Annotated in this window: 22 protein-coding genes; 3 read left to right on the top strand and 19 right to left on the bottom strand. The window is 66.2% G+C overall.

Features of this window, described 5'->3' with window-relative positions:
- Position 1: 1 nt before the first annotated feature.
- Positions 2-763, bottom strand: a complete 762-nt coding sequence (locus U7114_RS12515) for a sulfite exporter TauE/SafE family protein (protein WP_323057536.1) — start codon at positions 761-763, stop codon at positions 2-4.
- On the bottom strand, positions 760-1374 hold the full coding sequence (locus tag U7114_RS12510; protein ID WP_323057535.1) for a rhodanese-like domain-containing protein: 615 nt from the start codon (positions 1372-1374) through the stop codon (positions 760-762). The genes U7114_RS12515 and U7114_RS12510 overlap by 4 nt, the downstream gene beginning before the upstream one ends.
- Before the next feature lie 122 nt (positions 1375-1496).
- On the opposite strand from U7114_RS12510, the gene U7114_RS12505 reads away from it, so the two are divergent.
- The gene (locus tag U7114_RS12505) at positions 1497-1754 is read left to right on the top strand and encodes a metal-sensitive transcriptional regulator (RefSeq protein ID WP_104999301.1); all 258 of its coding nucleotides are present in this window, start codon (positions 1497-1499) and stop codon (positions 1752-1754) included.
- A gap of 64 nt (positions 1755-1818) precedes the next feature.
- Here U7114_RS12505 and U7114_RS12500 read toward each other — a convergent pair whose 3' ends face one another.
- From U7114_RS12500 to U7114_RS12440, 13 genes are all read right to left on the bottom strand, one after another.
- Positions 1819-2937 (bottom strand): L-idonate 5-dehydrogenase, encoded by a 1119-nt coding sequence (locus U7114_RS12500; RefSeq protein WP_323057534.1) that lies wholly within the window; start codon positions 2935-2937, stop codon positions 1819-1821.
- A complete protein-coding gene (locus tag U7114_RS12495; RefSeq protein ID WP_321214647.1) occupies positions 2937-3707 on the bottom strand; it encodes an SDR family oxidoreductase in 771 nt (256 codons plus the stop codon). The genes U7114_RS12500 and U7114_RS12495 overlap by 1 nt, the downstream gene beginning before the upstream one ends.
- On the bottom strand, positions 3704-4687 hold the full coding sequence (locus U7114_RS12490) for an NAD(P)-dependent oxidoreductase (RefSeq protein WP_323057533.1): 984 nt from the start codon (positions 4685-4687) through the stop codon (positions 3704-3706). Before U7114_RS12490 ends, U7114_RS12495 begins: the two co-directional genes overlap by 4 nt.
- 99 nt (positions 4688-4786) lie before the next feature.
- Positions 4787-6136, bottom strand: a complete 1350-nt coding sequence (locus tag U7114_RS12485) for an MFS transporter (protein ID WP_323057532.1) — start codon at positions 6134-6136, stop codon at positions 4787-4789.
- Positions 6137-6281: 145 nt separating this feature from the next.
- Positions 6282-7082 (bottom strand): IclR family transcriptional regulator, encoded by an 801-nt coding sequence (locus tag U7114_RS12480; protein ID WP_066279747.1) that lies wholly within the window; start codon positions 7080-7082, stop codon positions 6282-6284.
- A 119-nt stretch (positions 7083-7201) separates the two neighbouring features.
- Positions 7202-7939, bottom strand: a complete 738-nt coding sequence (locus U7114_RS12475) for a fumarylacetoacetate hydrolase family protein (RefSeq protein WP_323057531.1) — start codon at positions 7937-7939, stop codon at positions 7202-7204.
- Between the two features lie 34 nt (positions 7940-7973).
- Complete coding sequence (locus U7114_RS12470; RefSeq protein ID WP_323057530.1) at positions 7974-9026, bottom strand: D-2-hydroxyacid dehydrogenase; 1053 nt, start codon at positions 9024-9026, stop codon at positions 7974-7976.
- Positions 9027-9129: 103 nt separating this feature from the next.
- Entirely contained in the window at positions 9130-9942 is an 813-nt protein-coding gene (locus tag U7114_RS12465; RefSeq protein WP_323057529.1) for an HpcH/HpaI aldolase/citrate lyase family protein, read from the bottom strand.
- Positions 9927-10712 carry a 2-oxo-hept-4-ene-1,7-dioate hydratase gene (gene hpaH, locus U7114_RS12460; protein WP_323057528.1) on the bottom strand — a complete coding sequence of 262 codons (786 nt, stop codon included), beginning with the start codon at positions 10710-10712 and terminating at the stop codon, positions 9927-9929. Before hpaH ends, U7114_RS12465 begins: the two co-directional genes overlap by 16 nt.
- 3 nt (positions 10713-10715) lie before the next feature.
- Positions 10716-11825 carry a 3,4-dihydroxyphenylacetate 2,3-dioxygenase gene (gene hpaD, locus U7114_RS12455; RefSeq protein WP_157240556.1) on the bottom strand — a complete coding sequence of 370 codons (1110 nt, stop codon included), beginning with the start codon at positions 11823-11825 and terminating at the stop codon, positions 10716-10718.
- Between the two features lie 29 nt (positions 11826-11854).
- On the bottom strand, positions 11855-13369 hold the full coding sequence (gene hpaE, locus U7114_RS12450) for a 5-carboxymethyl-2-hydroxymuconate semialdehyde dehydrogenase (RefSeq protein ID WP_323057527.1): 1515 nt from the start codon (positions 13367-13369) through the stop codon (positions 11855-11857).
- 68 nt (positions 13370-13437) lie between these two features.
- Complete coding sequence (locus tag U7114_RS12445; RefSeq protein ID WP_323057526.1) at positions 13438-14121, bottom strand: GntR family transcriptional regulator; 684 nt, start codon at positions 14119-14121, stop codon at positions 13438-13440.
- A complete protein-coding gene (locus tag U7114_RS12440; protein ID WP_323057525.1) occupies positions 14114-15574 on the bottom strand; it encodes a fumarylacetoacetate hydrolase family protein in 1461 nt (486 codons plus the stop codon). Before U7114_RS12440 ends, U7114_RS12445 begins: the two co-directional genes overlap by 8 nt.
- Positions 15575-15792: 218 nt before the next feature.
- Here U7114_RS12440 and U7114_RS12435 point away from each other — a divergent pair, with 218 nt between their 5' ends.
- Positions 15793-17703: an FAD-binding monooxygenase gene (locus U7114_RS12435; protein ID WP_323057524.1), complete on the top strand. Its 1911-nt coding sequence runs from the start codon at positions 15793-15795 to the stop codon at positions 17701-17703.
- Here U7114_RS12435 and U7114_RS12430 read toward each other — a convergent pair.
- The 3 genes from U7114_RS12430 to U7114_RS12420 form a co-directional block, all read right to left on the bottom strand.
- Positions 17685-18542 (bottom strand): prephenate dehydratase, encoded by an 858-nt coding sequence (locus U7114_RS12430; protein ID WP_157240564.1) that lies wholly within the window; start codon positions 18540-18542, stop codon positions 17685-17687. The two genes, U7114_RS12435 and U7114_RS12430, sit on opposite strands and share 19 nt — an antisense overlap.
- Positions 18543-18652: 110 nt before the next feature.
- The gene (locus tag U7114_RS12425; protein WP_323057523.1) at positions 18653-20554 is read right to left on the bottom strand and encodes an alpha-amylase family glycosyl hydrolase; all 1902 of its coding nucleotides are present in this window, start codon (positions 20552-20554) and stop codon (positions 18653-18655) included.
- Positions 20555-20623: 69 nt separating this feature from the next.
- The gene (locus U7114_RS12420; RefSeq protein WP_323057522.1) at positions 20624-21271 is read right to left on the bottom strand and encodes an AmiS/UreI family transporter; all 648 of its coding nucleotides are present in this window, start codon (positions 21269-21271) and stop codon (positions 20624-20626) included.
- A gap of 205 nt (positions 21272-21476) precedes the next feature.
- Between U7114_RS12420 and gdhA the strand changes: the two genes are divergently transcribed.
- Positions 21477-22814, top strand: a complete 1338-nt coding sequence (gdhA, locus tag U7114_RS12415; RefSeq protein WP_321214634.1) for an NADP-specific glutamate dehydrogenase — start codon at positions 21477-21479, stop codon at positions 22812-22814.
- Here gdhA and U7114_RS12410 read toward each other — a convergent pair.
- Positions 22811-24502 (bottom strand): alkaline phosphatase D family protein, encoded by a 1692-nt coding sequence (locus U7114_RS12410; RefSeq protein WP_323057521.1) that lies wholly within the window; start codon positions 24500-24502, stop codon positions 22811-22813. The two genes, gdhA and U7114_RS12410, sit on opposite strands and share 4 nt — an antisense overlap.
- Positions 24503-24567: the final 65 nt, after the last annotated feature.

Here is a 24567-nt window from a genome sequence, read left to right as displayed (position 1 = left end):
GCTAGGCGGTGACGGTACTTGCGGTGACCCATGCCGCGACTGCGAAGATGAGCACCGCGAAAGAGATGCGGACGTGTTTGTCCTTCAGCCGGCGGGCGAGGCGGGCAGCGACGAGGGAGCCAAGGACCGCCGGCACCGCAAAGCTCAGCAGGCCTGGCCAGTCAATGCTGAATCCTGCAGCGTGGGCACCAAAACCGGCCGCTGAATTGATCACGATGATGGCAAGGGATGAACCCACGGCTTGCTTCATACGCAGGCCCAGGAGCAGGGTGAGGGCAGGTGTAATCAGGAACCCGCCGCCCACCCCGAGCAGCCCCGTGAGGAATCCGACGAGTACGCCAACCCCCACCGCCTTGGGTGCGCAGGAGCGGAAGGCGCGGCTTGGTCCCGTGCTGCAGGATCCGCCGCCGGATTCCTTGGCCTTCATTAGCATGCGCATCCCCGCTGCCACCATGATGACCGCGAAGGCGAGCATCAGTATGTTCGGATCCAGCAGCCGACCCACCGCTGTCCCGCCCCACGCGGCGGGGACGCCGGCTGCGCCGACAATCAGCACTACGGGCCAGTTGATGCCCTCGCGCAGGCGTGGGATCAGCGCTGCCAAGGATGAAGCGCCAACCACCAGGAGGGAAGTGGGGATGGCCTCGGCGGGGGTCATCCCCACGCCATAGACCAGGGCGGGAACAGCAATGATAGAGCCCCCGCCGCCTACTACACCGAGGACGATCCCGACGAAGAGGCCCAGCGACAGGGCCGTAATCATGCTGCCGGCGTCTGCTCGGTGTTGACGGGGAGGGTCAGAATGGCGCTTTCGCGGGTGGGTTCCTTGGCGGCCTTGTTCCACGGCATCGCCGAGAGGGCCTGGCCCATGGCGCAGGTGTTGGTGGCCGCCGAAAACGTGAGGCCGGTGCCGATGGCGCCGGCGAGCATGCGGATCTTCGGCGAGACGAACCTGCCGCCGGCCAGGCCCAGGACCACCAGGGAGCCTGCGGCGAGGCGGACCTGGCGCTCCAGGTCCCAGCGGTCCTTGCCGTTGACGACGTCCCCGCCGGCGGCGGCGAAGCCGGGCGCCCCGCCGGTCAGGACGTAGGCGCCGTCGATCCCGGACTTGCCCAGCCGCTGCCGTGCCTGCTCGGCCCGCGCTCCGGACTGGCAGACCAGGACCACGCGGGATCCCAGGCGGGCGGCGAGCTCATCGGTGTGCTCGGACAGCAGCGGCAGGGGCACGTTGTAGGAGCCGCGGATGTGCATGGACTCGAATTCTGCGGCGGAGCGCACGTCGATGACGACGAGGTCCTGGTGCTGTTCCATCCAGGTGCGCAGGGTCTCGGGAGCAAGGGCGGTGACGGCCGGTGCCGTGGAAGGGGAAGTCATTGTTGGCCTCTCGTCGGGGGAAGTCGAATACCCCACCGAGTATTACAGATACCCCCTGGGGTAGTCAAAAACACCCCGAGGGGTATATAGTTGGAGGCAAGAACCCCACCTACGGAGACCTCATGGAACTCGACTCGACTGAACTGGCCCCAGTGGTCAACCGCCTCAAGCGCGCCCAGGGCCAGCTCGCCGCCGTGACGCGGATGCTGGAGGAAGGCAGGGACTGCAAGGACATCGTCACGCAGCTCGCCGCCGTCTCGAAGGCGCTGGACAGGGCCGGCTTCGCGATCATCGCCAGCGGCCTGGAGCAGTGCATTGTCCGCGAGGACGCCACCATGGACAGGAAAGAGCTGGAGAAGCTCTTCCTTTCCCTCGCCTAACCAGGCGGTATTAGAGACTCCGCGCCGGGTGCAGGTCCCCCAAACTGCCCCCGGCGCGGTCCCTTTAGCGCGGGCGTGCTGCTTCTGCAGCTCCTGGTCCGGTGGAGAGCGACGCATCAGGATCGAAGTCCAGCAGGACCTTGCCGGACTCGGCCGAGTCCTTGGCCGTTTCAAAAGCTTCGAGACCGCGTTCCAGCGGGAAGACGTGCGTGGTCACCGGGGCCACGAACAGGGACCCGTCGCCCAGCGCGGCGATGACCTCATCGATCTCGTCGTTGAACCTGAATGATCCCAGCAATTCCAGCTCCCGGGTGATAGCCAGTGAGATCAGTACAGGCTGGGGTCCGGACGGGAGCAAGCCGACCATCACCACTTTGCCGCCACGCACCGCTCCTTTGATGGCCGTCGCCAATCCATAGTGGGAGCCGGAGGACTCGATAACAATGTCTGCCTGGACCGCTGCCAGGGCCTGGGCCTCGCTGGCTTCCAGCACCTCGTCCGCTCCAACTGCCAGTGCAATGTCGAGCGGTTTTCGGTGCAGGTCCGTGGCCACGATGCGGGCCGCGCCCGCACGCTTGAGGACGGCGACGGTCAGCGTACCGATAGGGCCGCAGCCCACCACCAGGAACGTCTTGCCCCTGACATCACCGGCGCGGCTCACGGCATGCCACGCCACGCTGGCCGGTTCGATCAGCGCCGCTGCCTTCAGGTCCAGGCCAGGCGGCAGGACCCGCAGCATCCGCGACGGCAGGTTGACGTACCTGCTGAAGGCGCCGTCCGTATGCGGGAACCGTGCGGCACTTCCAAGATAGGTGCAGCCTGGGGACAGGTTGGGCCGGTCTTCGGGATACCTGGCATAGTCCGGACCCTCTCCCGGCCCGGGCGTGGCCGGATGCACGGCGACCGGTGCGCCCTCAGCCGGTCCCGACCCGTCCGCTGCCGCGCGGATGACAGTCCCCACGATCTCGTGGCCAAGCACCATGGGGGCCTTCAGGACCGATTCCCCGGCGGCACCGTGCAGCCAGTAGTGCAGGTCGGAGCCGCAGATTCCGCCGTAGGCAATCTCCACCACGGCCTGGTCGGGCAGGGGTGCCGGGAGCGGAATGCTTTCAATGCGCAGGTCGCCTGCAGCATGGGCGACGACGGCGGGACCCGCCGCCGGCAGTTCGGCAACGGTGCGCATCAGACCACCACCGTCATTCCGCCGTCGATGAAGATTGTTTGTCCGTTCACGAAATCTGAACCGCTGGAGGCCAGCCAGACTGCCGGTCCGGCGAGGTCCTGGACGGTGCCCCAGCGGTGCGCGGGGGTCCGCCCAAGGATCCAGGTGTTGAACTGCTCATCGTCCACCAGGTTCCGGGTCATTTCGGTGTGGATGTAACCAGGGGCGATGGCGTTGATCTGCAGGCCGGAAGCCGCCCATTCCGCCGTCATGGCGCGGGTGAGGTTTCGCAGGCCGCCCTTGGCAGCGATGTAGGGGGCGATGGTGGGCCGTGCAAGGTCGGCCTGGACGGAGCAGATGTTGATGATCTTGCCGCGGCCACGGGGGATCATGAAGCGGGCGGCTGCCCGGCCCACGAGGAAAGCGCTGGTGAGGTCAGTGGTGATGACCCTTTCCCAGTCTTCGACGTCCAGGTCAACCATGGCGACGCGGTGTTGGATTCCGGCATTGTTGACCAGGATCTCCAGCGGACCCACATTCTCCTCTACCCACGCCACGGCACGGGCCACTTCCGCGTCCTTGGTAACGTCGAAGGCGCAGCTGTGGATACGGCCTGGCGGGAAATCGGCGGACATGGAGGTTTCTGCAGCCTTGAGGCGGTCCGCATCCATCCCGTTCAACACCACCGTTGCACCGGCATCCGCCAGGGCACGGGCAAGGGCGTTGCCTATTCCCCGGCTGGAGCCGGTAATTAGCGCCGCACGCCCGGTCAGGTCGAAAAGTGAAGTCATCGTGCAGTCTCCTTGGCCGCTTCGGTCCCGCTGTGGGAAGCGTCTGTGGTGCTGAGGTTCGCAATGGCCTTACGCACCACGGCCAGGTCGAGGTCCCCCAGGCCTTGCGCGAGCAACTGCGCGTAGAGTTCGGTCCCGGCGGACGCCATCGGCGCAGCTGCACCGACGCTTCGTGCACTCTCCACGACAAAAGACAGGTCCTTGTGCATGAACTTGGCCGGTCCTGTGGGCGTGTAGTCCTTTGCTGCCAGGCGGGGACCTACGAGTTCCAGCACCCGGCCTGCAGCGAGCCCGCCGGAGAGCACCTCGAAGAGAGCCGTGACCTCCAGGCCGGAGCGTTCCGCAAGCTCGGCTGCTTCGGCGAGGGCCGCCGTCGTGGTGCCGACAACCAGCTGGTTGCATGCTTTGGCCAAGGAGCCCGCCCCGAGCCCGCCGAGCCGCCGGACTGTTGCGCCCATGGCCTGCAGTGCCGGCCGGACCCGCGCGAAGTCCTCTTCCGAGCCGCCTGCCATGATGGCGAGGTCTCCTTGCTTTGCGCCCTGTGTACCGCCGCTGACGGGCGCATCCAGCACTGTGGCGTTCCCGCCGCTTGCCTCGATAACCGCGCGGCCGAAGTCTTGGACGCCCACGGGTGAAACGCTGCTCATGACCACAACGAGCGTTCCCGGTTCAGGCGGCGAGGACCGCCATGCGTCGAGGAGCCCTGCCGCGGTATCTTCAATGAAGGAAAGATCGGGGAGCATAAAAATGATGACCGGCTCGTCCCTCAGGTCCGCCACCGTGGCGGCGCCGCTCCCGCCCAGCCGCAGCAGGTCTTCAACAGCGGCGGGGGAGCGGTTCCATCCCGTGACGGACCATCCCGCCCGCAGCAGGTTGGCGGCCATGGGTGCGCCCATCAGCCCCAGCCCGACAAACCCGGCCCGCGGACGGGTTTGTTCGGCGCCGGAGGGTGGAGCGGCGGAGGTGGTGGCGTTGTTCATGTTCAACCTTTGGGGGACCGGAGGGGCTTGGGGTGCTGGGCTGCTGACGAACCCGGGGGGCGGCCCCCGCAAGGGGCCGCCCCCAAGGATCAGGGACTTCTATTTGGCGTCCTCCACGAGCACCAGGTCGCGGCCGTTGGTTTCGGGAGTGAAGAACGTGGTGACAAAGGAGATTGCGGCCAGGACCAGTGAGTACAGCGCGGGAACCAGCCAGGAATGGTTGGTTGCTGCGAGCAGGGCAACGCCGATCATGGGTGCGAAACCGCCGGCGAGGACTGCCGAGAGTTCACGGCTGAGGGCCACACCGGTGAACCGGTGCTGCGAGCCGAAGAGTTCGGGCAGCAGGGCGCACTGCGGACCCAGCATGGACTGCACGCCCAGGGCGATGCCCACGGCCATCACTGCCCAGACCAGCGTGACGTTGCCCAGCGTGACCAGGTAGAACGCGGGCAGCGCGATGAGGGCCTGGAAAAGTGCCCCGTAGCGGTACACGGGAACCCGGCCGAACCGGTCGGAGAGGGCGCCGAAGGTGACCACCATGACTGCTGCGCAGCCTGCGGCGATCAGCAGGCCTGTTGGGCCAATGAACTTGTCGCCCGGAAATACGCCGGCCGGAAGGCTGATAAATGAGACCAGAAGCGCGGAGTAAACCGACGAGTTGCCGTTCTCGCCCATGCGCAGGCCGATCCCGACGAGCACGTTCTTCTTGGAGTGCTTCCAAATTTGGCCAACCGGGTTCTTGACCACGGCTTTGTGCTTCTCAAGCTCCTGGAAGACCGGAGTTTCCTTCAGCCGGAGCCGGATAAATACGGCAATGACAATGAGGATGACGCTGGCCAGGAAGGGTACCCGCCACAGCCAGCCCAGCAGGACATCCCTGTCCGCGAGGGCCATCAGGGCGAACGTGCCCGCTCCGAGCAGGGTGCCCAGCTGGATGCCCACGAAGGGCAGGGAGGCGAAGAATCCGCGGCGGCTTCGCGGGGCCACCTCCGAAATCAGCGTGGTTGCCCCGGCCTGTTCGGCGCCGGCGCCGAGGCCTTGGAGGATGCGGAGTGCCACCAGCAGAACGGCGCCGAGCATTCCGGCCTGTTCAAAGGTGGGCAGGAGGCCGATGGCGAAGCTCGCCATTCCCATCAGGCCGATGGTGAGGATCAGCACCATCTTCCGGCCGAAGCGGTCTCCGATGTAGCCAAAGACCACCCCGCCGAAGGGCCTTGCGGCAAAGCCGACGCCGTACGTGGCAAACGAGGCGATGACTGCACCGCTTTCACCCAGGGGGGAAAAGAACAGTGGACCAAAGATCAGTGCTGACGCGAGGCCATAAATGTAAAAGTCGTAGTACTCGAGGGCTGACCCTACAGAGCTGGCAAGCGTTGCCCTTCGCAGCTGCCCCGGTTCGACCACATGGCCGTTCCTGTCGGTCTGCGGTGATTTAGTACGAGTTGTCACAGTAACTCCCTTAAACGCACTCCAGACCCTCGTTGGCCTGGTGGGATAGCAACGACACCTGTTGCGTCGATCACTATGCTGAACAGAATACAGCAAGTTGAACAGACGGCAAGGGTGAATGCGTTTGTGAAGGAAGCGGCGGCGGTTACCCCATGGGGTTGCCCAGGGAATGGGCGAGTTCCTGGAGTTCCTTGACCATCTGGGCACCCTGCTCAGGCGTGTACGTCGCCTTGAGCGCTGTCACTGACAGGCCGAGGCTGGGACCGTGGGCTCCGCGGGTGGGCACGGCAACGGCCAGGCAGACCACGCCGGTGGTGGATTCCTCGTCCTCAAAGGCGTAGCCCTGTTCGCGGATGGTCTGCAGCTGTGCCTTGAATTCGGCTCCCGTGCGCAGCGACTTCGGCGTCAGCACGGGCAGTTCCGCGTCATCAGGGAAGAGTTCCTCGATGTCATGGTCATGCAGCCGCGCTATCAGTGCCTTGCCCACTGCGCAGAGCGAGACTGGCATTTTGTCGCCGATATTCGACGTCAGTCGTACGGCGGGGTGGCCCTCGTAGCGGGCTAGGTAGATGACGTTCAAGCCGTCGAGCATGGCGATGCGAACCGTTTCGCCGGACAGGACGGGAGCCTGCTCGCAGTAGCGGTAGAACTCCTGCACCTCATCCAGCCGGCCAAGGTATGCCGCGCCGAGTTCAACCAGCTTGCGGCCAAGGGTGAACTCACTGCCCTGCCGGTTGATAAGCCGGGCTTCCTCCAGCGCCAGCAGCAGGTTCGACGTGGATGATTTGGGGATGCCTACTTCCCGCGAGAGGTCGCTGAGGGTGAGGCGGCCTGTGGCGGAGGAGGCCAGTGCATCCAGGACGGCTGCCGCCCGCGTGACGGCGGGGGCGGGTGAGGCGTTGCCCTGGTTGTCTGGTTGAGGGCCGGAGTTGCGGGAATCGGCCATGATTCTCCTTCGGGTTGCCGCGGCAGGACGAACTGGTGTTCATTTGACTGAACACCATCCATCATAGGGGCGCGCGTCATCGCGTCCCATGCCATGCGTGCTCCGGAAGGCGGGGGAACTCAGGCGACCTTGTTTGTAAGGGTGCCGATTCCCTCGATCACGATGTCCACTTGATCGCCCGGCAGGACTGCCACGGCGGTCCCGGGAGCCCCTGTCATAAGCACGTCGCCGGGTTCCAGCGTCAGCCAGGAAGTAACGTAGACGAGGCACTCCACCACTGAGGAGGGCAGGTTGGATGTCCCGGAGTTCGCCTGGGCCACTCCGTTGACGATGACGTCGATTCCCACAAGGTCCGGATCCGGGATGTCGGTTTCGATCCACGGGCCAAGGGGCGTGTAGTTCACGCCGGCCTTGCCCTGGAAGTTCCGTTCATCCACCAGGCCCTGGTCCACGTTGGTCACGTCATTGACGCACGTATAGCCGAGGACATGCTCCAAGGCGTTGCCGGGCGTCAGCTCCTTCGCTTGTTTCCCGATGACCACCGCGAGTTCGCCTTCCACGTTCACCGTGCCGCGGTCCCGGACGGCGACCACCGGATCGCCGGGATTGGCGAGGGTGTGCACAGACTTATGCCAGGCCTGGATGGGCAGCGGATGGTCGTTCAGCGTCCGGTTGTGTCCGATGCCGAGCACAACAGCGGGCCGGACCGGGGCGAGGAGCACAGCATCTGCGCCGGAGGTGGTGTGCCCTGTGTAGCTGAAGGGTTCCTCGAACGGATCAACAATGTGGTGCCACATCCCGCTCCGCTCCACGGCGTGCCGGCCTCCCTCTGCCGTCTTGATTCTTGCGATGCGCATGGATCTCTCCTGACCGTGCTTCGAGCCGGGGGGCTTAGTAGAAGTGGACCGTGTCCACGAGGTGGGGGAGGTCGCCGCCGTCGAGGAAGGTCCGCAGGTTGCTGCAGAAGCGCTCGGTGATGAGGCGGTTCTCGGCGGCACTGAGGGCGGATGTGTGCGGGGAGACCATGACCCTGGGGTGCTCCCAGAGGGGGCTGTCCTCCGGAAGGGGTTCGACGGCGAAGACGTCCAAGCAGGCGTAGCCGACCTGGCCGTTGTCGAGGGCTTCCAGCAGGGCCTCTTCGTCGACGACGGTGCCCCGGCCCACGTTGATGAAGACCGTCCCGGGCTTCATGGCGGCGAACGTTTCATGGTTGTAAAGCTTCTCTGTGAAGGCGGTGCCGGGCAGCGTGTTCACCACTGCATCGGCCGTGGCCAGCAGGGCCGGAAGGCCGGTGTTGTCCACCACCTGCTCGATGCCGTCGATGTGTTCCACCGACCGCTTGGTTCCGCTGACCTTCATCCCCAACGCCCTGGCGATCCTTGCGGTCTCCAGCCCGATTTCGCCCAGCCCGGTGACCACCAATGTGGAGCCGTTGACCAGGCGGGTGGGGATCCGCAGTTCAGGCCATGTTTTGGCGGCCTGGTCCTGGGCCAGTTCTGCGCTCCGTTTGAAGCCGTTGAGGATTCCGAGCGCCGCGAACTCGGCGAGGGGCAGGGCGTGGACGCCGGCTGATGTGGTGATCTTGAACTTTTGCAGGATGTCCTGGTCCAGTCCGGAGGCCTTGGCGGCTCCGCCCGCCCCTGCGGCCATTGCGTGGATCCATTGCAGGCGCGGATTCTCGCGGGCTATGCGGGCGAGGCCGGCGGGGCTTTCGTTGGGGAAGCCGTAAAGCACCTGTGCGCTGTTGAGCATGGCCCAGTAGCGCTCTTCCTGGGCGGGAGTGCGCTTGAAGGCCGGGTCGCCGGAGTGGTCGGCCGGGTAACGCTCGGGTGGCAGGAGCTCGGGCTCGTAGAGGACGGTAACTGACGGATCGACGGCGCGGATCTGCTCCACCAGCTCTGCTTCGAGCGGTACAGCAATCGCAAGGGTGATTGTGGAGGTCATTCGTTCACTATACTGGCTTGTGGCTAATATGCTGAACATATGGTCTGCTGGCTGTCTTCACCTCTGCGAGGCGCCACGCGAGGCAGGTGAATGCGGGACGACGTCAGTAGCTGGCGGTGTTGTCGCCATCGGCAGCCTCCGCCGCCTGGATGTACTGCGCTGCCAAGGCTTCGGAGCCCCTTGCCAGGAGGGCGACGTCGGCGCCCACCAGGATGAAGTTGGCACCCTGGTCGAGGTAGTGCCGGGCGGTGTCAGGGTGGAAGGCGTTGACGCCCGCGGGTTTCCCGGCGGCTTTGGCGGCGGCGAGGCAGTGTTCGACGGCGGCGCGCACCTCGGGGTGTTCCTGCTGTCCCAGCAGGCCCATGGAGGCGGCGAGGTCGGACGGGCCCACGAAGATGGCGTCGACGCCGTCGACCGCCAGGATGTTTTCCACGACGGCTACCGCGGCTTCGGATTCGATCTGTACGGTGACGCTGATGGTCTCGTTGGCCCGGGCGAGGTAGTCCGGGACCCGGTTCCAGCGTGCCGCGCGGGCCAGGGCCGAGCCGACCCCGCGGACGCCCTGCGGCGGGTAGCGGGTTGCGGCCACGGCGGCTTCCGCCTCAGCGGCTGAGTTGACCATGGGGATGAGCAGGTTCTGCACGCCCAGGTCCAGGTACTGCTTAATGAGCACGGTGTCGTTGGCGGGCGGGCGGACCATGGTGTGGGCGGGGTAGCCGTGGGTGGCCTGGAGCTGGGCGAGGATGGATTCGAGGCCGTTGGGGCTGTGCTCTGCGTCCACCAGGAGCCAGTCCAGCCCGGATCCGGCGCACAACTCGGCGATCAGCGGGCTGCCGGAGCACACCCACATCCCGGCCAGCGGCCGGTCCGCCCCCGCGAGGGCGTCGCGGAAGGTGTCCTCTATTCGAAGCGGCATGTGACACTCCCCAGGGGTCCGTAGTCGGCGTGGACGGTATCTCCCTTGTACACCCAGAGCGGGCGGGTGAAGGAGCCGGCGAGGATGATGTCGCCGGCTTTCAGTGAGTCGCCGTGGGCGGCGATCTTGTTGGCCAGCCAGTGGACGCCGTTGGCCGGGTGGTCCAGGACCCCGGCGGCGACTCCGGTCTCTTCAACGGTCTGGTTCTTGTAGAGGATGGCGGAGACCCAGCGGAGGTCCACGGCGTCGGGCTTTACGGGCCGGCCGCCGATCACCATAGCGCCCATCGCCGCGTTGTCCGAGATGGTGTCCACGATGGTCCTGCCTTCCATCTCGATCCGGGAATCCAGGATCTCCAGGGCCGGGACCACGTAGTCGGTGGCTTTCAGGACGTCGAAGATGGTGCAGGCCGGGCCTTTCAGCCCGTCTTTCAGGACGAAGGCCAGTTCCACTTCCACCCGCGGGTGGGTGTACTGGTCCCAGTCCACGGAGCAGCCGGTTTCCAGCACCATGTCATCGAAGATGGCGCCGTAGTCCGGTTCGGTGATGCCGGTGGCGGCCTGCATGGCCTTGGATGTGAGGCCGATTTTGCGCCCCACCAGGGTCCGTCCGGCTTCCTCGTTCCGCCGCCGCCACAACTGCTGCACGGCGTAGGAGTCCTCCACCGTCATGTCCGGGTAGCGTGCGGTCAGGCGCGGCACAGGTTTCCGGTTACGGCCCGCCTCAAGCAGTTCGTCCGCGATGGCCTCGATCGTCCTGTCATCCAGCATGATCTAGACCTGCGCCCCCAGCTTGAAGCCGGTCTTCTGTTCAGTGGCACCGGCGCCTTCTCCTTCTGTTTTCCGGGTGTAGGAGAAGCCGTCGGCGCCCACGGTGACCGCCATTTCGCTCTTTTCCTCGCGCTCGATGACCGGCTGCGGGTTGCCGTCCAGGTCCAGGACCAGGGAGGCTTCGGTGTACCAGGAGGGGACCACGGGGTTGCCCCACCAGTCGCGGCGCTGGTTGTCGTGGACGTCCCAGGTGATGGTGGGGTTGTCCGGATCGCCGGTGTAGTAGTCCTGGGTGTAGATCTCCACACGGTGGCCGTCCGGGTCCAGGATGTAGAGGTAGAAGGCGTTGGACACGCCGTGCCGGCCGGGGCCGCGTTCGATCCGGTCGCTGATGCGCAGGGCGCCCATCTTGTCGCAGATCTGGATGATGTTGTGCTTCTCGTGCGTGGCAAAGGCAATGTGGTGCATCCGCGGCCCGTTGCCGCCGGTCAGGGCGGTGTCGTGGACGGTCTGCTTGCGGTGCATCCATGCGGCGTACGTGACGCCGTCGGAATCCTGGATATCCTCCGAGACGCGGAAGCCGAGGTCCTCAAGGTATTTGCGGCCGCGCGGGACGTCGGGGGTGACCTGGTTGAAGTGGTCCAGGCGGACCAGCTCACCGGCGGAGTAGAGGTCGTAGCGCTGGGTGAGGCGCTCCACGTGCTCCACGTCGTAGAAGAACTCGTAGGGGAAGCCCAGCGGGTCTTCGACGCGGACGGAGTCTCCGATGCCCTTGGTGAAGCCTTCCTTGCGGCGTTCAACCCGGCAGCCCAACTCGCGGTAGTACGCCTCTGCGGCGTCCACTTCGGCGGGGGACTTCACCCGGTAGGCGAAGGCCGCCACGGCGGCGACGGGTCCCTTGCGCAGCACCAGGTTGTGGTGAATGAACTCCTCCAGGGTGCGCAGGTAGATGGCGTTCTCGTCTTCTTCGGTGACGTGCAGGCCGAGCATGTCCACGTAGAACGCGCGGGATTTGGCGAGGTCGGTGACCACGATTTCCATGTAGGCGCAGCGGACGATGTCCGGAGCCGGGACAGTTGGGGTGGGGATGGGGCCGGTGAACGGGTTGCTCATGTTGGTCTCTCTTCTTTGAAAGGGGTTGGCTAGGCGCCGAATTTGGGGGTGTGGACGGTGCCGAGGGTGATGTGGACGGCCTGCTGGTCGGTGTAGAAGTCGATGGAGCGGTAGCCGCCCTCGTGGCCCAGCCCCGAGGCCTTGACGCCGCCGAACGGGGTGCGCAGGTCGCGGACGTTGTGGCTGTTCAGCCAGACCATGCCGGCCTCGACGTTCTGCGAGAAGTTGTGGGCGCGGGTGAGGTTCTGCGTCCAGATGTAGGCGGCGAGGCCGTACTTGGTGTTGTTCGCCAGGGCGAGGGCTTCGTCGTCGTTCTCGAACGGGGTGATCGCCACAACGGGGCCGAAGATCTCCTCCTGGAAGATCCGCGCATCCGGGGAGACGTCGGCAAACACCGTGGGTGCGATGTAGTTGCCGTCGGGGAGTCCTTCGGGCCGCCCGCCGCCGGCCAGGAGCCGGCCTTCGGATTTGCCGATCTCCACGTAGGAGGCCACCTTTTCGTAGTGTTCGGGGTGGACCAGGGCGCCGACCTCGGTCTTGGGGTCATGGGGGTCGCCGACGACGATGTTCTTTGCGCGGGCGGCGTACTTTTCGCAGAACTCGTCGTAGATGGCGCGTTCCACGAGGATCCGGGAGCCGGCGGTGCAGCGCTCGCCGTTGAGGGAGAAGACGCCGAACAGGGCCGAGTCGATGGCGGCGTCCAGGTCGGCGTCGGCGAAGACCACGCAGGGTGACTTGCCGCCGAGTTCCATGGACAGGCCCTTGAGGTTGGCTGCGGCGTTGCGGAAGATCGTCTGGCCGGTAGTGGTCTCGCCGGTGAAGGAGATCAGCGGGACGTCCGGGTGCTTGACCAGGGCGTCGCCGGCTTCCTCGCCGAGGCCGTTGACCAGGTTGAACACCCCGTCAGGGAGGCCGGCGTCCTTGAAGATGGTGGCCCACAGCGAGGCGGAGAGCGGGGTGAACTCGGCCGGCTTGAGGACCACGGTGTTGCCGGTGGCCAGGGCCGGGGCGAGCTTCCAGGACTCCAGCATGAACGGGGTGTTCCACGGGGTGATGAGGCCCGCGACGCCGATCGGCTTGCGGTTCACGTAGTTGATCTGTGAGCCGGGGACCTTCATGGCGTCGTCGAACTGTGCCACGATCAGGTCGGCGAAGAAGCGGAAGTTCTCCGCCGCGCGGAGGGCCTGGCCCTTGGCCTGGGTGATGGGCAGGCCGGTATCAAACGTCTCGAGCTCGGCGAGCCGGGCTTCCTGAGCCTCGACGGCGTCCGCGATTTTGTTCAGGACGCGGGCGCGTTCTCGGGGCTTCATCTTCGGCCACGGGCCGTTGGTGAACGCTTCCCGGGCGGCGGCGACGGCGAGGTCGATGTCCTCCTTCTGGCCTGCGGCGGCGGTGGCGTAGTTGGTGTTGGATACCGGGTCCAGGACATCGAAGGTCTTGCCGGAGACGGAGTCGACGAACTGGCCGTTGATGTAGTGCTGGATGTGGTTGGGAAGGTCCTGCGGCACGTAGTGGGTGGCGGACTGTTCTGCAGTGAACGTCATTGTTGTTTCCTTCGTGATAGTTCAACGCGGGGTCACTTCTGGGCCGATTGGGGCCGTTTATTGGGCGTTTAGTGACCCCGCGTTGCTGGTTGCGGGGTGGTCTGGGCGAGGTAGGCGTCCAGGGTGGCGGAGCGGTGCAGGCGGGCGGCCTTCTCGATGGAATCGGCGTCTGCTCCGGATTCGATGAGCTGCAGCAGCCCTTCGTGCTCCTCCACCGATTCGCGGGCACGGCCCGGGACAAAGCGGAACGTGGAGGACCGCAAAGCTGCCAGCCGGTTCCAGCCGCGGTGGACCAGGTCCAGGATGTGCGGGTTGGGGCAGCGCTCGAACAGGACGCTGTGGAAGTCCTGGTTAAGCCGGGTGAAGCGGACGGGGTCAAAATGCTGGAGGCACTCGCGCATCTCCTCATTCACGGCGCGGGCCCGGGCAATCGCCGCGGCATCGACCAGCGGAGCAGACAGCGCGGTGGCGGCACCTTCCACGATGCTCAGGGTCTGCATGGTGTAGAGGTACTCGGTGGGGTCGATCCCGGCCACGGTGGCGCCCACGTTGCGTTCGAACTTCACCAGTCCTTCGGCCTCGAGCCGGCGGATGGCTTCCCGGACCGGGACCACGCTGAACCCGAGGTCCTTGGCGATGCTGCCGAGCACCAGCCGGTACCCGGGGGTGTAGGTTCCTTCCACAATCCGGGCCTTTACCGCGTCGTAGGCCTGTTGCGACTTGCTGCCCGCGGCCAATACTGCCTCAGTCATTGCTCTTGCCCGCTTTCCAGTCCTCGTACCGTGCCTGCCACTCGGCGTTCATGGGGTAGAGGCCGTCAACGCTGTTGCCCTGCTTCACCATCTCGAAGATGAACGCCTCCTCCTGTTCCTGCCGAATGCAGTCCTCGACGAGTTCCCCGGCGATGGCCGGCGGGATCACCAGGATGCCGTCGGAGTCGGCCACGATGATGTCGCCGGGCTGCACCGCCGTACCGCCGCAGGCGATGGTGATGTCCGTGTCCCACGGAACGTGGCGGCGTCCCAGCACCGCGGGGTGCGGGTTGGCGAAATAGGTGGGCATCTCCAGTCCGGCCACGGCGGCGTAGTCCCGGACGCCGCCGTCCGTGATGATCGCCGCGGCGCCGCGGACCTGGGCGCGCAGGGCCAGGATGTCACCCACCGTCCCGGTGCCTTTCTCGCCGCGGGCCTCCATCACCAGGATTTCGCCCTCGTTCACGGAATCGATGGCGCGCTTCTGGGCGTTGAAGCCGCCGCCGTGGGACTTGAACAGGTCCTCCCGGTTGGGGACGTAGCGCAGGGTCCGGGCCAGCCCGACGACGCGGCGGTCCGGGCGCGTGGCCTGCAGCCCGTCGATACTGACGTTATTCAGGCCCCGCTTGCGCAGCTGCGAGGACAGCGTTGCCGTGGCGACGCTCTCGAGTTTGGCTTTCAGTTCCGGGGTGAGGACGCTGGCAGGGGCAGGAAGTCCGGCAGCTTCGCGCGAACCCCACGCTTCCTCCCGCTGCACATCGTCAACCTTGGGGCCGGCACCAAAGTCGGCGAACGGCGTCGTGCCTTCCTCCACCCTGGTGACCAGGCGGCCCGTGGTGAGGTCTCCGGCGGAGACTTCCACCTCCAGCACGTCTCCGGGCCTGGCCACGGAGGCGCCGGCGGGGGTGCCGGTGAGGATGATGTCCCCTTCCTCGAGGGTGAGCAGCTGGGAGAGGTCGGCGACCAGGCGGGCGAACGGGAAAAGCAGGTCCTCCGTGGTGTCGTCCTGGACGAGCTGGCCGTTGTGCCAGGTGCGGATGCGGAGGCGGGAGGGGTCGACGGCGTCTGCCGGGATCAGTGCGGGGCCCACGGGAGTGAAGCCGTCGCCGCCCTTGGAACGCAGGTTCGAGCCTTTGTCCGCCCAGCGCAGGTCATACACGCCCAGGTCGTTGCTCGCGGTAACGGCGGCGACGTGGCTCCACGCGTCCTCGAGCCCGACCCGGCGGGCGGCCTTGCCGATGACCAGGGCAATCTCCCCCTCATAGCCGAGGAGCTCGCAGCCGGCAGGCCGTTCCACCGCGCTGCCGCTCAGCGAGAGCGACGACGACGGCTTGAGGAAGTACGACGGCTGGGCCGGCGTGCGTCCCCGCTGCGCGGCCCGGCTGGGGTAGTTGATGTGCACCGCGATGACCTTGCGTGCCGCTGCAAGGGTGTCCCCGTTGACCTGCTCCAAAGCGTCTCCTCATCGAGTACAAAATCGTATACGATCACTATCGCGCTCGCGTCGGCGTTCGTCAACCCCTTTTCCCAAGGGAATCCCGGTCCCTTGTAGTCCCCGTCACAGGTGGCGTACTGTGGTGCTCAATCGCAGGGTTTCTTATATGGAACCTGAAATTCTATTATCGAACAGCTCGTGCAGCTGAAGCGCCACACAACGAAGTGAGGAATCCCGTGCAGTTTCACCACCACGGTTACGTGTCGGGCGACCCCCGGGTCAAGCCTGCGGCAGGCGTCGGGATCAACCGGCCTGCTGACCTTCCGGACGAAGTCGACGTGCTGATTGTGGGCACCGGACCTGCCGGCATGCTTGCAGCCGCGCAGCTTTCCCAGTTCCCGAATGTCACAACGCGCATTGTTGAACGCCGGGAAGGGCGTCTTCCCATCGGCCAGGCGGACGGCATCCAGGCCCGGAGCGTGGAGACGTTCCAGGCCTTCGGTTTTGCCGAGCGGATCATCGCCGAGGCATACAGGATCACCGAAATGGCGTTCTGGAAGCCGGACCCGGCGGACCACTCGCGCATCGTCCGGGCCGCCCGTGCCGTGGACGACGAGATGGGGATCAGTGAATTCCCGCACCTCATCGTGAACCAGGCCCGCGTCCTCGATTACTTCGCCGAGGTCATGGCCAACTCGCCCACCCGCATGAAGCCCGACTACGGCTACGAATTCCGCGGCCTTGAAGTCACGGGCCAGGGGGAGTACCCCGTCACTGTGACCCTCGCCCGCACCTCCGGCCCAAGCGAAGGCCAGGAGCGGGTGGTCCGCGCTAAGTACGTTGTTGGTGCGGACGGCGCCCGCAGCAAGGTGCGGGACGCCATTGGCTGCCACCTCGCCGGCGACGCCGCCAACCACGCCTGGGGCGTTATGGATGTCCTGGCCGTTACCGACTTCCCGGACATCCGCACCAAGTGCGCCATCCAGGGTGAGAAAGGCAGCATCCTGCTGATCCCCCGGGAAGGCGGCTACCTCTTCCGCATGTACGTGGACCTTGGCGAGGTGGATCCGGACACCAAGGGCGCCATCCGCAAAACCACCATCGAGCAGATCATCCACAAGGCCAACGAGATCCTCCACCCCTACACGCTGGACGTGCGCGACGTGGCATGGCACAGCGTCTACGAGGTGGGCCACCGCCTGACGGACAGGTTCGACGACGTCCTGCCGGAGGACCGCGGCACCCGCACACCGCGGGTGTTCATCACCGGCGACGCCTGCCACACCCACAGTGCCAAGGCCGGCCAGGGCATGAATGTCTCCATGCAGGACGGCTTCAACCTGGCCTGGAAGCTGGGGCACGTGCTGGAAGGCCGCAGCCCGGAGAGCCTGCTGTCCACCTACTCCGAGGAGCGCCAGGTGGTGGCGAAGAACCTTATCGATTTCGATAAGGAGTGGTCCACCATGATGGCCAAGAAGCCCGAAGAGTTCGAACACCCCTCTGACCTTGAGGACTTCTACGTGCGCACCGCTGAATTCCCGGCCGGCTTCATGACCCAGTACACGCCGTCGATGGTGACCGGCAGCGACATCCACCAGGACCTGGCCACGGGTTTTCCCGTGGGCAAGCGCTTCAAATCGGCGCCCGTGGTGCGGGTGGGCGATACCAACCCGATGCACCTGGGCCACCACGCTACGGCTGACGGCCGCTGGCGGATCTACGTTTTCGCCGACGCGGCACCGGCCGGCGGGCACTCAGGTGTGGCGGACTTCGCCGAGTGGCTGGCGAACTCGCCGCAGTCACCGCTGGCCGCGACGCCGTCGGACGCTGACCCGGATGCCTGGTTCGACGTGAAAGTGGTCTACCAGCAGCCCCACACCGCCGTTGACATCAACGCGGTACCGGCGGTGTTCAGGCCGCAGGTGGGCCCGTTCAAGCTGACCGACTACGAGAAGGTGTACGCCACCGATCCCAACGCGGACATCTTCGAGCTGCGGGGCCTGGACCGCGGCGGCGTGGTGGTGGTGGTCCGTCCGGACCAGTACGTGGCCAACGTCCTGCCGCTCGCGGCGACGGCGGAGCTGGCGGAGTTCTTCGCCGGTCTCCTGAAGCCGCGCCATGCAGCGGGTCAGCCGCTGACGGTCTGAGCCGTCCTGTAGTCCGCGGCGGAGTAGACGCCCAGGATCCGCACCTCGGTGGTGAAGAAGTCCAGTTCCTCGAGGGCCAGCTTCAACGGCAGGTCCTCGGGGTGGCCTTCGACGTCGGCCATGAACATGGTGGCGGCGAATTCGTTGCCCACCATGTAGCTTTCCAGCCGGGTCATGTTCACGCCGTTGGTGGCGAAGCCGCCCAGCGCCTTGTACAGGGCCGAGGGGACGTTGCGGACGCGGAACACAAAGCTGGTGACTGCCGGTCCGGGAAGCTCATCCCGCGCCGGCAGCTCCTTTTCCCGGGCCAGGACCACGAAGCGCGTGGTGTTGGAGGGGTCGTCCTCAACTCGTGAGGCCAGCACTTCCAGGCCATAGATCTGGGCCGCGAGCGGGGGAGCGAGGGACAGCTTGCGGGGATCGTTCCACTCGCTGACTTCCCGGGCGGAACCCGCGGTGTCGCCGGCGATGACGGGCTTGAGGCCGTGCTCGCGGATGAGCTTCCGGCACTGGCCCAGGGCGTGGATGTGGCTGTGCACCTCGGTGGCACCTTCGATGGTGCTGCCCGGGATGCCAAGCAGGTCGAAGTGGATGGGCAGGAAGAACTCCCCCACGATCTGCAGGTTGGACTGCGGCAGCAGGATGTGGATGTCCGCCACCCGGCCGGCGATGGAGTTCTCGATCGGGATCATGGCCAGCTCGGCCTCGCCGCTGGACACGAGTTCAAACGCGTCCTCGAAGCTCGCGCAGGGCACGCTTTCCATGTCGGGGAACATCTGCTTGCACGCGATATTGGAGTTGGCGCCGGGCTCACCCTGGTACGCAATCTTCTGGGCCATGATCCGTATGGTTTCACGCCCCGCCCCCGCCCGCCCAACTGGGTAGCGCTAAGTGTCTTTTGGGGCGGCCAAAACGACACTTAGCGCTACCTAGTTGGGATGAGACGGGCCTAAACGGGAGTGACGCGCAGCCAGAGGTACTGGCGGGGGAGGAGCGTGACCCCCTCGTCCAGCTGCAGCGCTGCTTCGGAGAGAAGGTCGACGGCGGCAGGGGAGTACCCGGAGAAGGTTTCGGCGGGCAGGGCCTGGGGCTGGTCGCTGAAGTTGGCGAGCGCCAGGACCCGTGTTTCAGCCGCGGCGCCGGGCCGCTGGTAGGCAAGGACGGAACGGTTGTTGGTGGAAAAATCCACCAGCCTGGTACCGGCCAGTTCAGGCGTGGCCGCCCGGACCTCAACCATCCGCTTCAGGCCGGCGTACACCGCGCCCGCGGGGGTGGACGGGTCGTGGCGGAGCGCGAATTGGCCCGCCGGGTAGTGGGGCCGGTGCACCCAGCGGCTGTCGGCGTCGTGCCCTTCCTCTTCTGCATACCCGTAGTCGTTGACCTGCCCCACCTCGTCGCCCAGGTACAGGAGCGGGATGCCGCCGGTGCCGAAGGCCACCGAGTGGGCAAGGAGGATCCGCTCCACCGCCTCGGCCGGGTCCACCTCCATGCCGCACAGGGACGCCGTGGTACCTGAAATCCGGCAGTCCCCGGTCTTGGGATTGTCCTGGAACGGGACGCCGCGGGCGAAGCTGCCCGGGAACCGGTTGACGTAGAAGGAGTTCAGGAAACGGCGGTGGTCGAAGCCGTTGATGCCAAGCTCTGCCGCGTCCTCGTCGGCGAAGGTCCAGCCGATGTCGTCATGGCTGCGCACGTAATTGACCCAGGACGTGCCGTCCGGGATGTTGTGCCTTCGTTCGAGCGCCTGCGCCAGCAGCGAGACGTCCCGGGTGGCCAGGGATTCCCAGATCAGCGCCATCTGCAGCGGATTGTAGGAGAGCTGGCATTCGGCCGGATCGATGTAGAGGGCCACCTCGTCCGGATGCACGATTGCCTCGGACTTGAACAGCAGCGACGGCGCGGCCAGCCGGCAGACGGCATTGAAGGCCTGGAGGAGGATGTGGGCCTCGGGGAGGTTTTCGCAGGGGGTGCCCAGCTGCTTCCAGATGAACGCCACGGCATCCATGCGCAGGATGTCAACGCCCTGGTTGGCCAGGAACAGCATCTCCCCGGCCATGGCCCGGAAGACGTCCGGGTTGGAGTAGTTCAGGTCCCATTGGTAGGTGTGGAAGGTTGCCCAAACCCAGCGGCCGTCCTCCATCTGGATGAAGGACCCGGGGTGGTTTTCGGGGAAGATTTCACGCACGTTCCGCTCAAAGGCGTCCGGCATGGTGCGGTCGGGGAAGATCCAGTAGTAGTCGCTGTACTCCGGATCCCCCGACGCCGCCTTGCGGGCCCACTCGTGTTCGTCACTCGTGTGGTTGAAGATGAAGTCCACCACCAGACTGATGCCGTGGGTCCGGAACTCGGAGGCAAGCTCACGGAGCTGTTCCATGGTGCCCAGCTTGGGGTTGACTTGGCGGTAGCTGGAGACGGCGTAGCCGCCGTCGGAGTGCGGCTCGGGCGCGAGGAACAGCGGCATGAGGTGCAGGTAAGTGAGGCCCAGTTCCTTGAAGTAAGGAATGTGGGAGCGCAGCCCTTCCAGGCTTTCGGCGTACCTGTCCACGTAGCAGACGCCGCCGAGCATGTTGTTGGACAGGAACCAGCCGCTGTTGGCCTCCCGTTCAGCGTCCAGGGCCTTCAGCTCGGCCGGGCGCCCATCCCAGGAGCGTGCACCCTGGACCACCAGGGCGGCCAGCTGGTCCTGCCAGTCCGGCCGGGATCCGTACAGCGTGCGGAAGAGGCGGCACAGGTCGGGGAAGTGTGCGTCGAACCGCTGCTGAAAGGCGCGATCCGGGGCGGTCCCCGCCTGCGCGAGCGCATCGACGACGTGCTGCCGCACTGTTTCGTCCGCACTGACGAACTCCTGCATTGAAGAACCCCTTCCGACCTCCAGCCGGCGGATCCGGCAGAAACTGGTTACGGCAGTATGCCACGGCGGCTAGCGCCGCGGCTCCCGGGGCAGGGCGGCAACGGTGCCGGGCTTATCCGGTGCGCGCCATTCGCCCGCAGGCTGCCGCCGCGCCAGTACCCCCGCGGCAAGGAAGAGAAGTCCCAACAGCCCGGCGGCGCCGGCGGCAACGTGGGCGCTGCGCGGCCAGAGCCCGGCCATTCCCAGGAAGGCCGGCACCGTGGCGGTCACCTGGCTGGCCAGGACCAGTGCCCAGCCCATGTAGGGGTCCAGCCCGCTCCGGCCGCAGGCCAGGGAGGCGAACATCAGGCCCCAGAGCACCGCCCACGCCAGCCACAGCACGGCGAGCAGGGGATCGGCAGGAAGCCAGAAGAAGGCAAGCAGCACGGCAACGAACGCAACCATCCCGCAGAACCAGCCCAGGCCCTTCGCCCCAAGGCCCAGCAGGATGTCCAGGCCCGCATAGGCGTAGGTCAGCCCGAACAGAAGGATCCCTGCTGCCGTCGGCGCTGTGCCGGCCGCACCGCCCAGGGACAGCACGACGACGCCGAGAACCAGCTGCACGATCCCCACCACCAGGCTCAGGACGGCTGCGTCGCGGCGGGGCAGGTGCCCCAGGGTGGCGAGTCCGTTGACCAGCAGTGCCGCACCGGAGAGGAGCAGGCAGACGTACGGCATCAGGACGCCCCGCCGCCCGCCGGAAGCGCCGACGGAATTATCGCTAAGTGGAATTTTTCTGTCACAATACGGAGGTTAGGGCATTGTGATTGGGGCCGCCTAACGGTGGCCGGTCGCAATCAGTTAAGTTGAAGCGTAAACTATTTGGGACGACGCCGCCCGCCGCGTGGCTGCCCAGTGTTACGCCCACGGTGAGGAAAGATTCATGGATGCACGGCTGGAGGCCATCAGGGACACTGTCCTGGCCAGGAACCCCGGCGAAGCGGAGTTCCATCAGGCAGTAGTTGAGGTCTTTGAAAGCCTGGGGCCCGTCCATGACAGGCATCCCGAACTCCTTGAAGCCGCAATCCTGGAACGGCTCTGCGAACCGGAGCGGCAGATCATCTTCCGCGTGCCGTGGACTGATGACCAGGGCCGGGTGCAGATCAACCGCGGCTTCCGGGTGGAATTCAACTCGGCGCTGGGCCCGTACAAAGGCGGCCTGCGGTTCCACCCCTCGGTCTACCTGGGCATCGTCAAATTCCTGGGCTTTGAACAGATCTTCAAAAACGCCCTCACCGGCATGCCCATCGGCGGCGGCAAGGGCGGCTCGGACTTCGACCCCCGCGGCCGCAGCGATGGCGAGGTGATGCGGTTCTGCCAGTCCTTCATGACCGAGCTGTACCGGCACATTGGTGAGTACACCGACGTCCCGGCCGGCGACATTGGTGTGGGCGGCCGCGAAATCGGCTACCTGTTCGGGCAGTACAAGCGCATCACCAACCGCTACGAATCCGGGGTCCTTACCGGAAAAGGCATTTCCTGGGGCGGATCCCTGGTCCGGCCGGAAGCCACCGGCTTCGGAACCGTGATCTTCACCCAGGAAATGCTGAAGACCCGCGGCACGTCCTTCGACGGCCAGCGCGTGGTGGTCTCAGGCTCCGGAAACGTGGCCATCAATGCGATTGCCAAAGCGCAGGCGCTGGGTGCCACTGTGGTGGCCTGCTCCGACTCCTCGGGTTACGTGGTGGATGAGGCGGGCATCGACGTCGCCCTTCTTCGCGAAGTGAAGGAAGTGCAACGGGGCCGCCTGAAGGATTATGCCGAACGCCGTGGCGGCGTGTCCTACGTGGACGGCGGCTCCGTCTGGGAGGTCGATGCCACCGTGGCGCTGCCCTGTGCCACCCAGAACGAGCTCGACGGCGGTGCTGCCGCCCGGCTGGTCCGCAACGGGCTCCTTGCCGTCGGCGAAGGCGCCAACATGCCCTCAACCCGCGACGCGGCGGCCGTGTTCCAGCAGGCCGGCGTGCTGTTCGGTCCGGGCAAGGCCGCCAATGCCGGCGGCGTTGCCACGTCGGCGCTGGAGATGCAGCAGAACGCCAGCCGGGATTCCTGGTCCTTCGAACACACCGAGGAGCGGCTCACCGACATCATGGTGGGCATCCACGACCGCTGCGCCTCCACGGCTGACGAGTACGGTGATCCGGGCAACTACGTGCTCGGCGCCAACATCGGCGGGTTCGTGAAGGTAGCGGACGCCATGCTGGCCCAGGGCCTGATCTAGGACGGCAGGACGGCAGCATTCCCCGCCGTCCTGCGTGGAGCGACGGTTATCTCGGCCACGCGTTCCAGGCGGGGGTTGAGGTTGTCGCAGCCGTCCACCACGCCCCGCTGCCACCACAGCTTCAAGCCCTCCGGCACCACTTCGAGGCAGGCCAGGTTGTTGTCGAACCATGGGCCTTTGATGCCGGACCAGCGGAAGGGCGGATCCGGAACCCTGGCGGAGCGTGCCGCCAACGCCCCGATCGGCGCGGCCAGGCCGTAGGACATCACGGCGCCGAAGGAGCGCATCAGCCGCGGGAGCGGGTTGCGGATGGGAGAGCAGACCGCCTGGATGATGCGGCTTCCCGAGGGCCGCTCCACTTCGGAGACGTAGGAAAAATGCACGTCGCCCGACAGGAAGGTGACAGTCTCCGGGGCCGGACCGCGCGTCCCCTCTGCCACCTCCGCGGCCATGGCGGCCATCCGCCGGAAGCTGTCCTGGAAGGCACCCCAGTGCTCCAGGTCTACCGCCTGGCGCAGTTTCTCGCCGACCCGCGCCGGGAGCCTGCCCCATGCGCCCTCGGAGACTGCCTCGTCCCAGGCTTCAAGGTGGTGCAGGCCCATCGGCAGGAGGAACGGCAAGGACGTTGCCACGAGCAGGTGCCGGAACCCGCCGCGCATCCGGGCGTCCAGCCAGTCCATTTCGGCGTCGTCCAGCAGGGCCCGGCGGTCAGGGTCCAGGTTCCGGGCGGCACGGGAATCAACCACAAGCAGCCGGGTGTCGCCGAAGTCGCGGCAGTAACTCCACCGGTAGGTTTCCGGATCCTGGTCGGCCCGCTCGGCGAAACTGTCCAGCTCAGCGCTGATGTCCGGTTCGCCGTCCCCGCGGCGGGATGTGATCTTTTGCCAGATCACATCCGCGGCGCGCTCCTGCGGGGACAGGTTTCCCAAATGCTGGTAGACCCAGTACGAGGCCAGCCCGGCCACAATGCGCCCCTGCCACCAGGCGGTGGCCTGCATCGCCTCCCGCCAGCTCCTCGACGAGTTCCAGTCGTCCCGGATGTCATGGTCGTCGAAAATCATGGCACTGGGCAGGGTGGACAGCAGCCATCTGTTCGCGGGGTCGGACCATGCCAGGTGGTAGAGGTGCGCGTACTCCTCGTAGTCCTTGAGCTCTTCGCCGGGAGGCGCCTCAATATCACGCCGGGCCTTGATGAATTCCTGCATCTGTTCGCTGGTTAAATCCGCGTAGACCTGGTCCCCGAGGAATGCCACCAGGTCCGGCCACGGCTCCCCGCCGCCGCCGGAACTCATAGCCACTGCGTAGGCCCGCAAAGCGTCCACGCCGTGGCTCCGGTTGCCGGACTCGTCGTGCGGGACGCTGGTGCGGCAGGAACCGAAGGCCAGGCGCAGCGGCTTGCCGGGTTTGAGGGTGGCGATCACCGGCGGCAGGAACCCCGTCCCGGGCTCGGGCCACACCGGCACTCCGTTGACGGCCACCGTGTACGGTGTCACGGATCCGGGCTCCAGGCCGTCCACTTCCACCAGCGCGTAGTGGTGGCCGTGGACGGCGAAGGTCCGGGCTTTCCACTCCCCGGCCCCGGCGCTGACCGTCACGCTGGCGTTGTCCCGGGTTTCCACCCAGATGCTCGCCGAGGTCTGGTCCACGTACCGCATCATGGGGCCTAACACGAGTGCCGGGGTAGTCATCCCTCAGTTGTACCCGCTGGAACCGGCCCCGGCTATGGGAAACCCGCAGCTGCTGTCGCCAGGGT

This window comes from Pseudarthrobacter sp. C1 (genome assembly GCF_034720455.1).
Taxonomy (GTDB): Bacteria; Actinomycetota; Actinomycetes; order Actinomycetales; family Micrococcaceae; genus Arthrobacter.
Note: the sequence above shows the minus strand (reverse complement) of the source record. Positions and strands in the feature narration are given on the sequence as shown.

Bases quoted from the DNA above. Each gene is read 5' to 3' on its own strand.
- U7114_RS12515 (WP_323057536.1), bottom strand. From the start codon at position 763: ATGATTACGGCCCTGTCGCTGGGCCTCTTCGTCGGGATCGTCCTCGGT.
- U7114_RS12510 (WP_323057535.1), bottom strand. From the start codon at position 1,374: ATGACTTCCCCTTCCACGGCACCGGCCGTCACCGCCCTTGCTCCCGAG.
- U7114_RS12505 (WP_104999301.1), top strand. From the start codon at position 1,497: ATGGAACTCGACTCGACTGAACTGGCCCCAGTGGTCAACCGCCTCAAG.
- U7114_RS12500 (WP_323057534.1), bottom strand. From the start codon at position 2,937: ATGCGCACCGTTGCCGAACTGCCGGCGGCGGGTCCCGCCGTCGTCGCC.
- U7114_RS12495 (WP_321214647.1), bottom strand. From the start codon at position 3,707: ATGACTTCACTTTTCGACCTGACCGGGCGTGCGGCGCTAATTACCGGC.
- U7114_RS12490 (WP_323057533.1), bottom strand. From the start codon at position 4,687: ATGAACAACGCCACCACCTCCGCCGCTCCACCCTCCGGCGCCGAACAA.
- U7114_RS12480 (WP_066279747.1), bottom strand. From the start codon at position 7,082: ATGGCCGATTCCCGCAACTCCGGCCCTCAACCAGACAACCAGGGCAAC.
- U7114_RS12475 (WP_323057531.1), bottom strand. From the start codon at position 7,939: ATGCGCATCGCAAGAATCAAGACGGCAGAGGGAGGCCGGCACGCCGTG.
- U7114_RS12470 (WP_323057530.1), bottom strand. From the start codon at position 9,026: ATGACCTCCACAATCACCCTTGCGATTGCTGTACCGCTCGAAGCAGAG.
- U7114_RS12465 (WP_323057529.1), bottom strand. From the start codon at position 9,942: ATGCCGCTTCGAATAGAGGACACCTTCCGCGACGCCCTCGCGGGGGCG.
- hpaH (WP_323057528.1), bottom strand. From the start codon at position 10,712: ATGCTGGATGACAGGACGATCGAGGCCATCGCGGACGAACTGCTTGAG.
- hpaD (WP_157240556.1), bottom strand. From the start codon at position 11,825: ATGAGCAACCCGTTCACCGGCCCCATCCCCACCCCAACTGTCCCGGCT.
- hpaE (WP_323057527.1), bottom strand. From the start codon at position 13,369: ATGACGTTCACTGCAGAACAGTCCGCCACCCACTACGTGCCGCAGGAC.
- U7114_RS12445 (WP_323057526.1), bottom strand. From the start codon at position 14,121: ATGACTGAGGCAGTATTGGCCGCGGGCAGCAAGTCGCAACAGGCCTAC.
- U7114_RS12430 (WP_157240564.1), bottom strand. From the start codon at position 18,542: ATGGCCCAGAAGATTGCGTACCAGGGTGAGCCCGGCGCCAACTCCAAT.
- U7114_RS12425 (WP_323057523.1), bottom strand. From the start codon at position 20,554: ATGCAGGAGTTCGTCAGTGCGGACGAAACAGTGCGGCAGCACGTCGTC.
- U7114_RS12420 (WP_323057522.1), bottom strand. From the start codon at position 21,271: ATGCCGTACGTCTGCCTGCTCCTCTCCGGTGCGGCACTGCTGGTCAAC.
- gdhA (WP_321214634.1), top strand. From the start codon at position 21,477: ATGGATGCACGGCTGGAGGCCATCAGGGACACTGTCCTGGCCAGGAAC.
- U7114_RS12410 (WP_323057521.1), bottom strand. From the start codon at position 24,502: ATGACTACCCCGGCACTCGTGTTAGGCCCCATGATGCGGTACGTGGAC.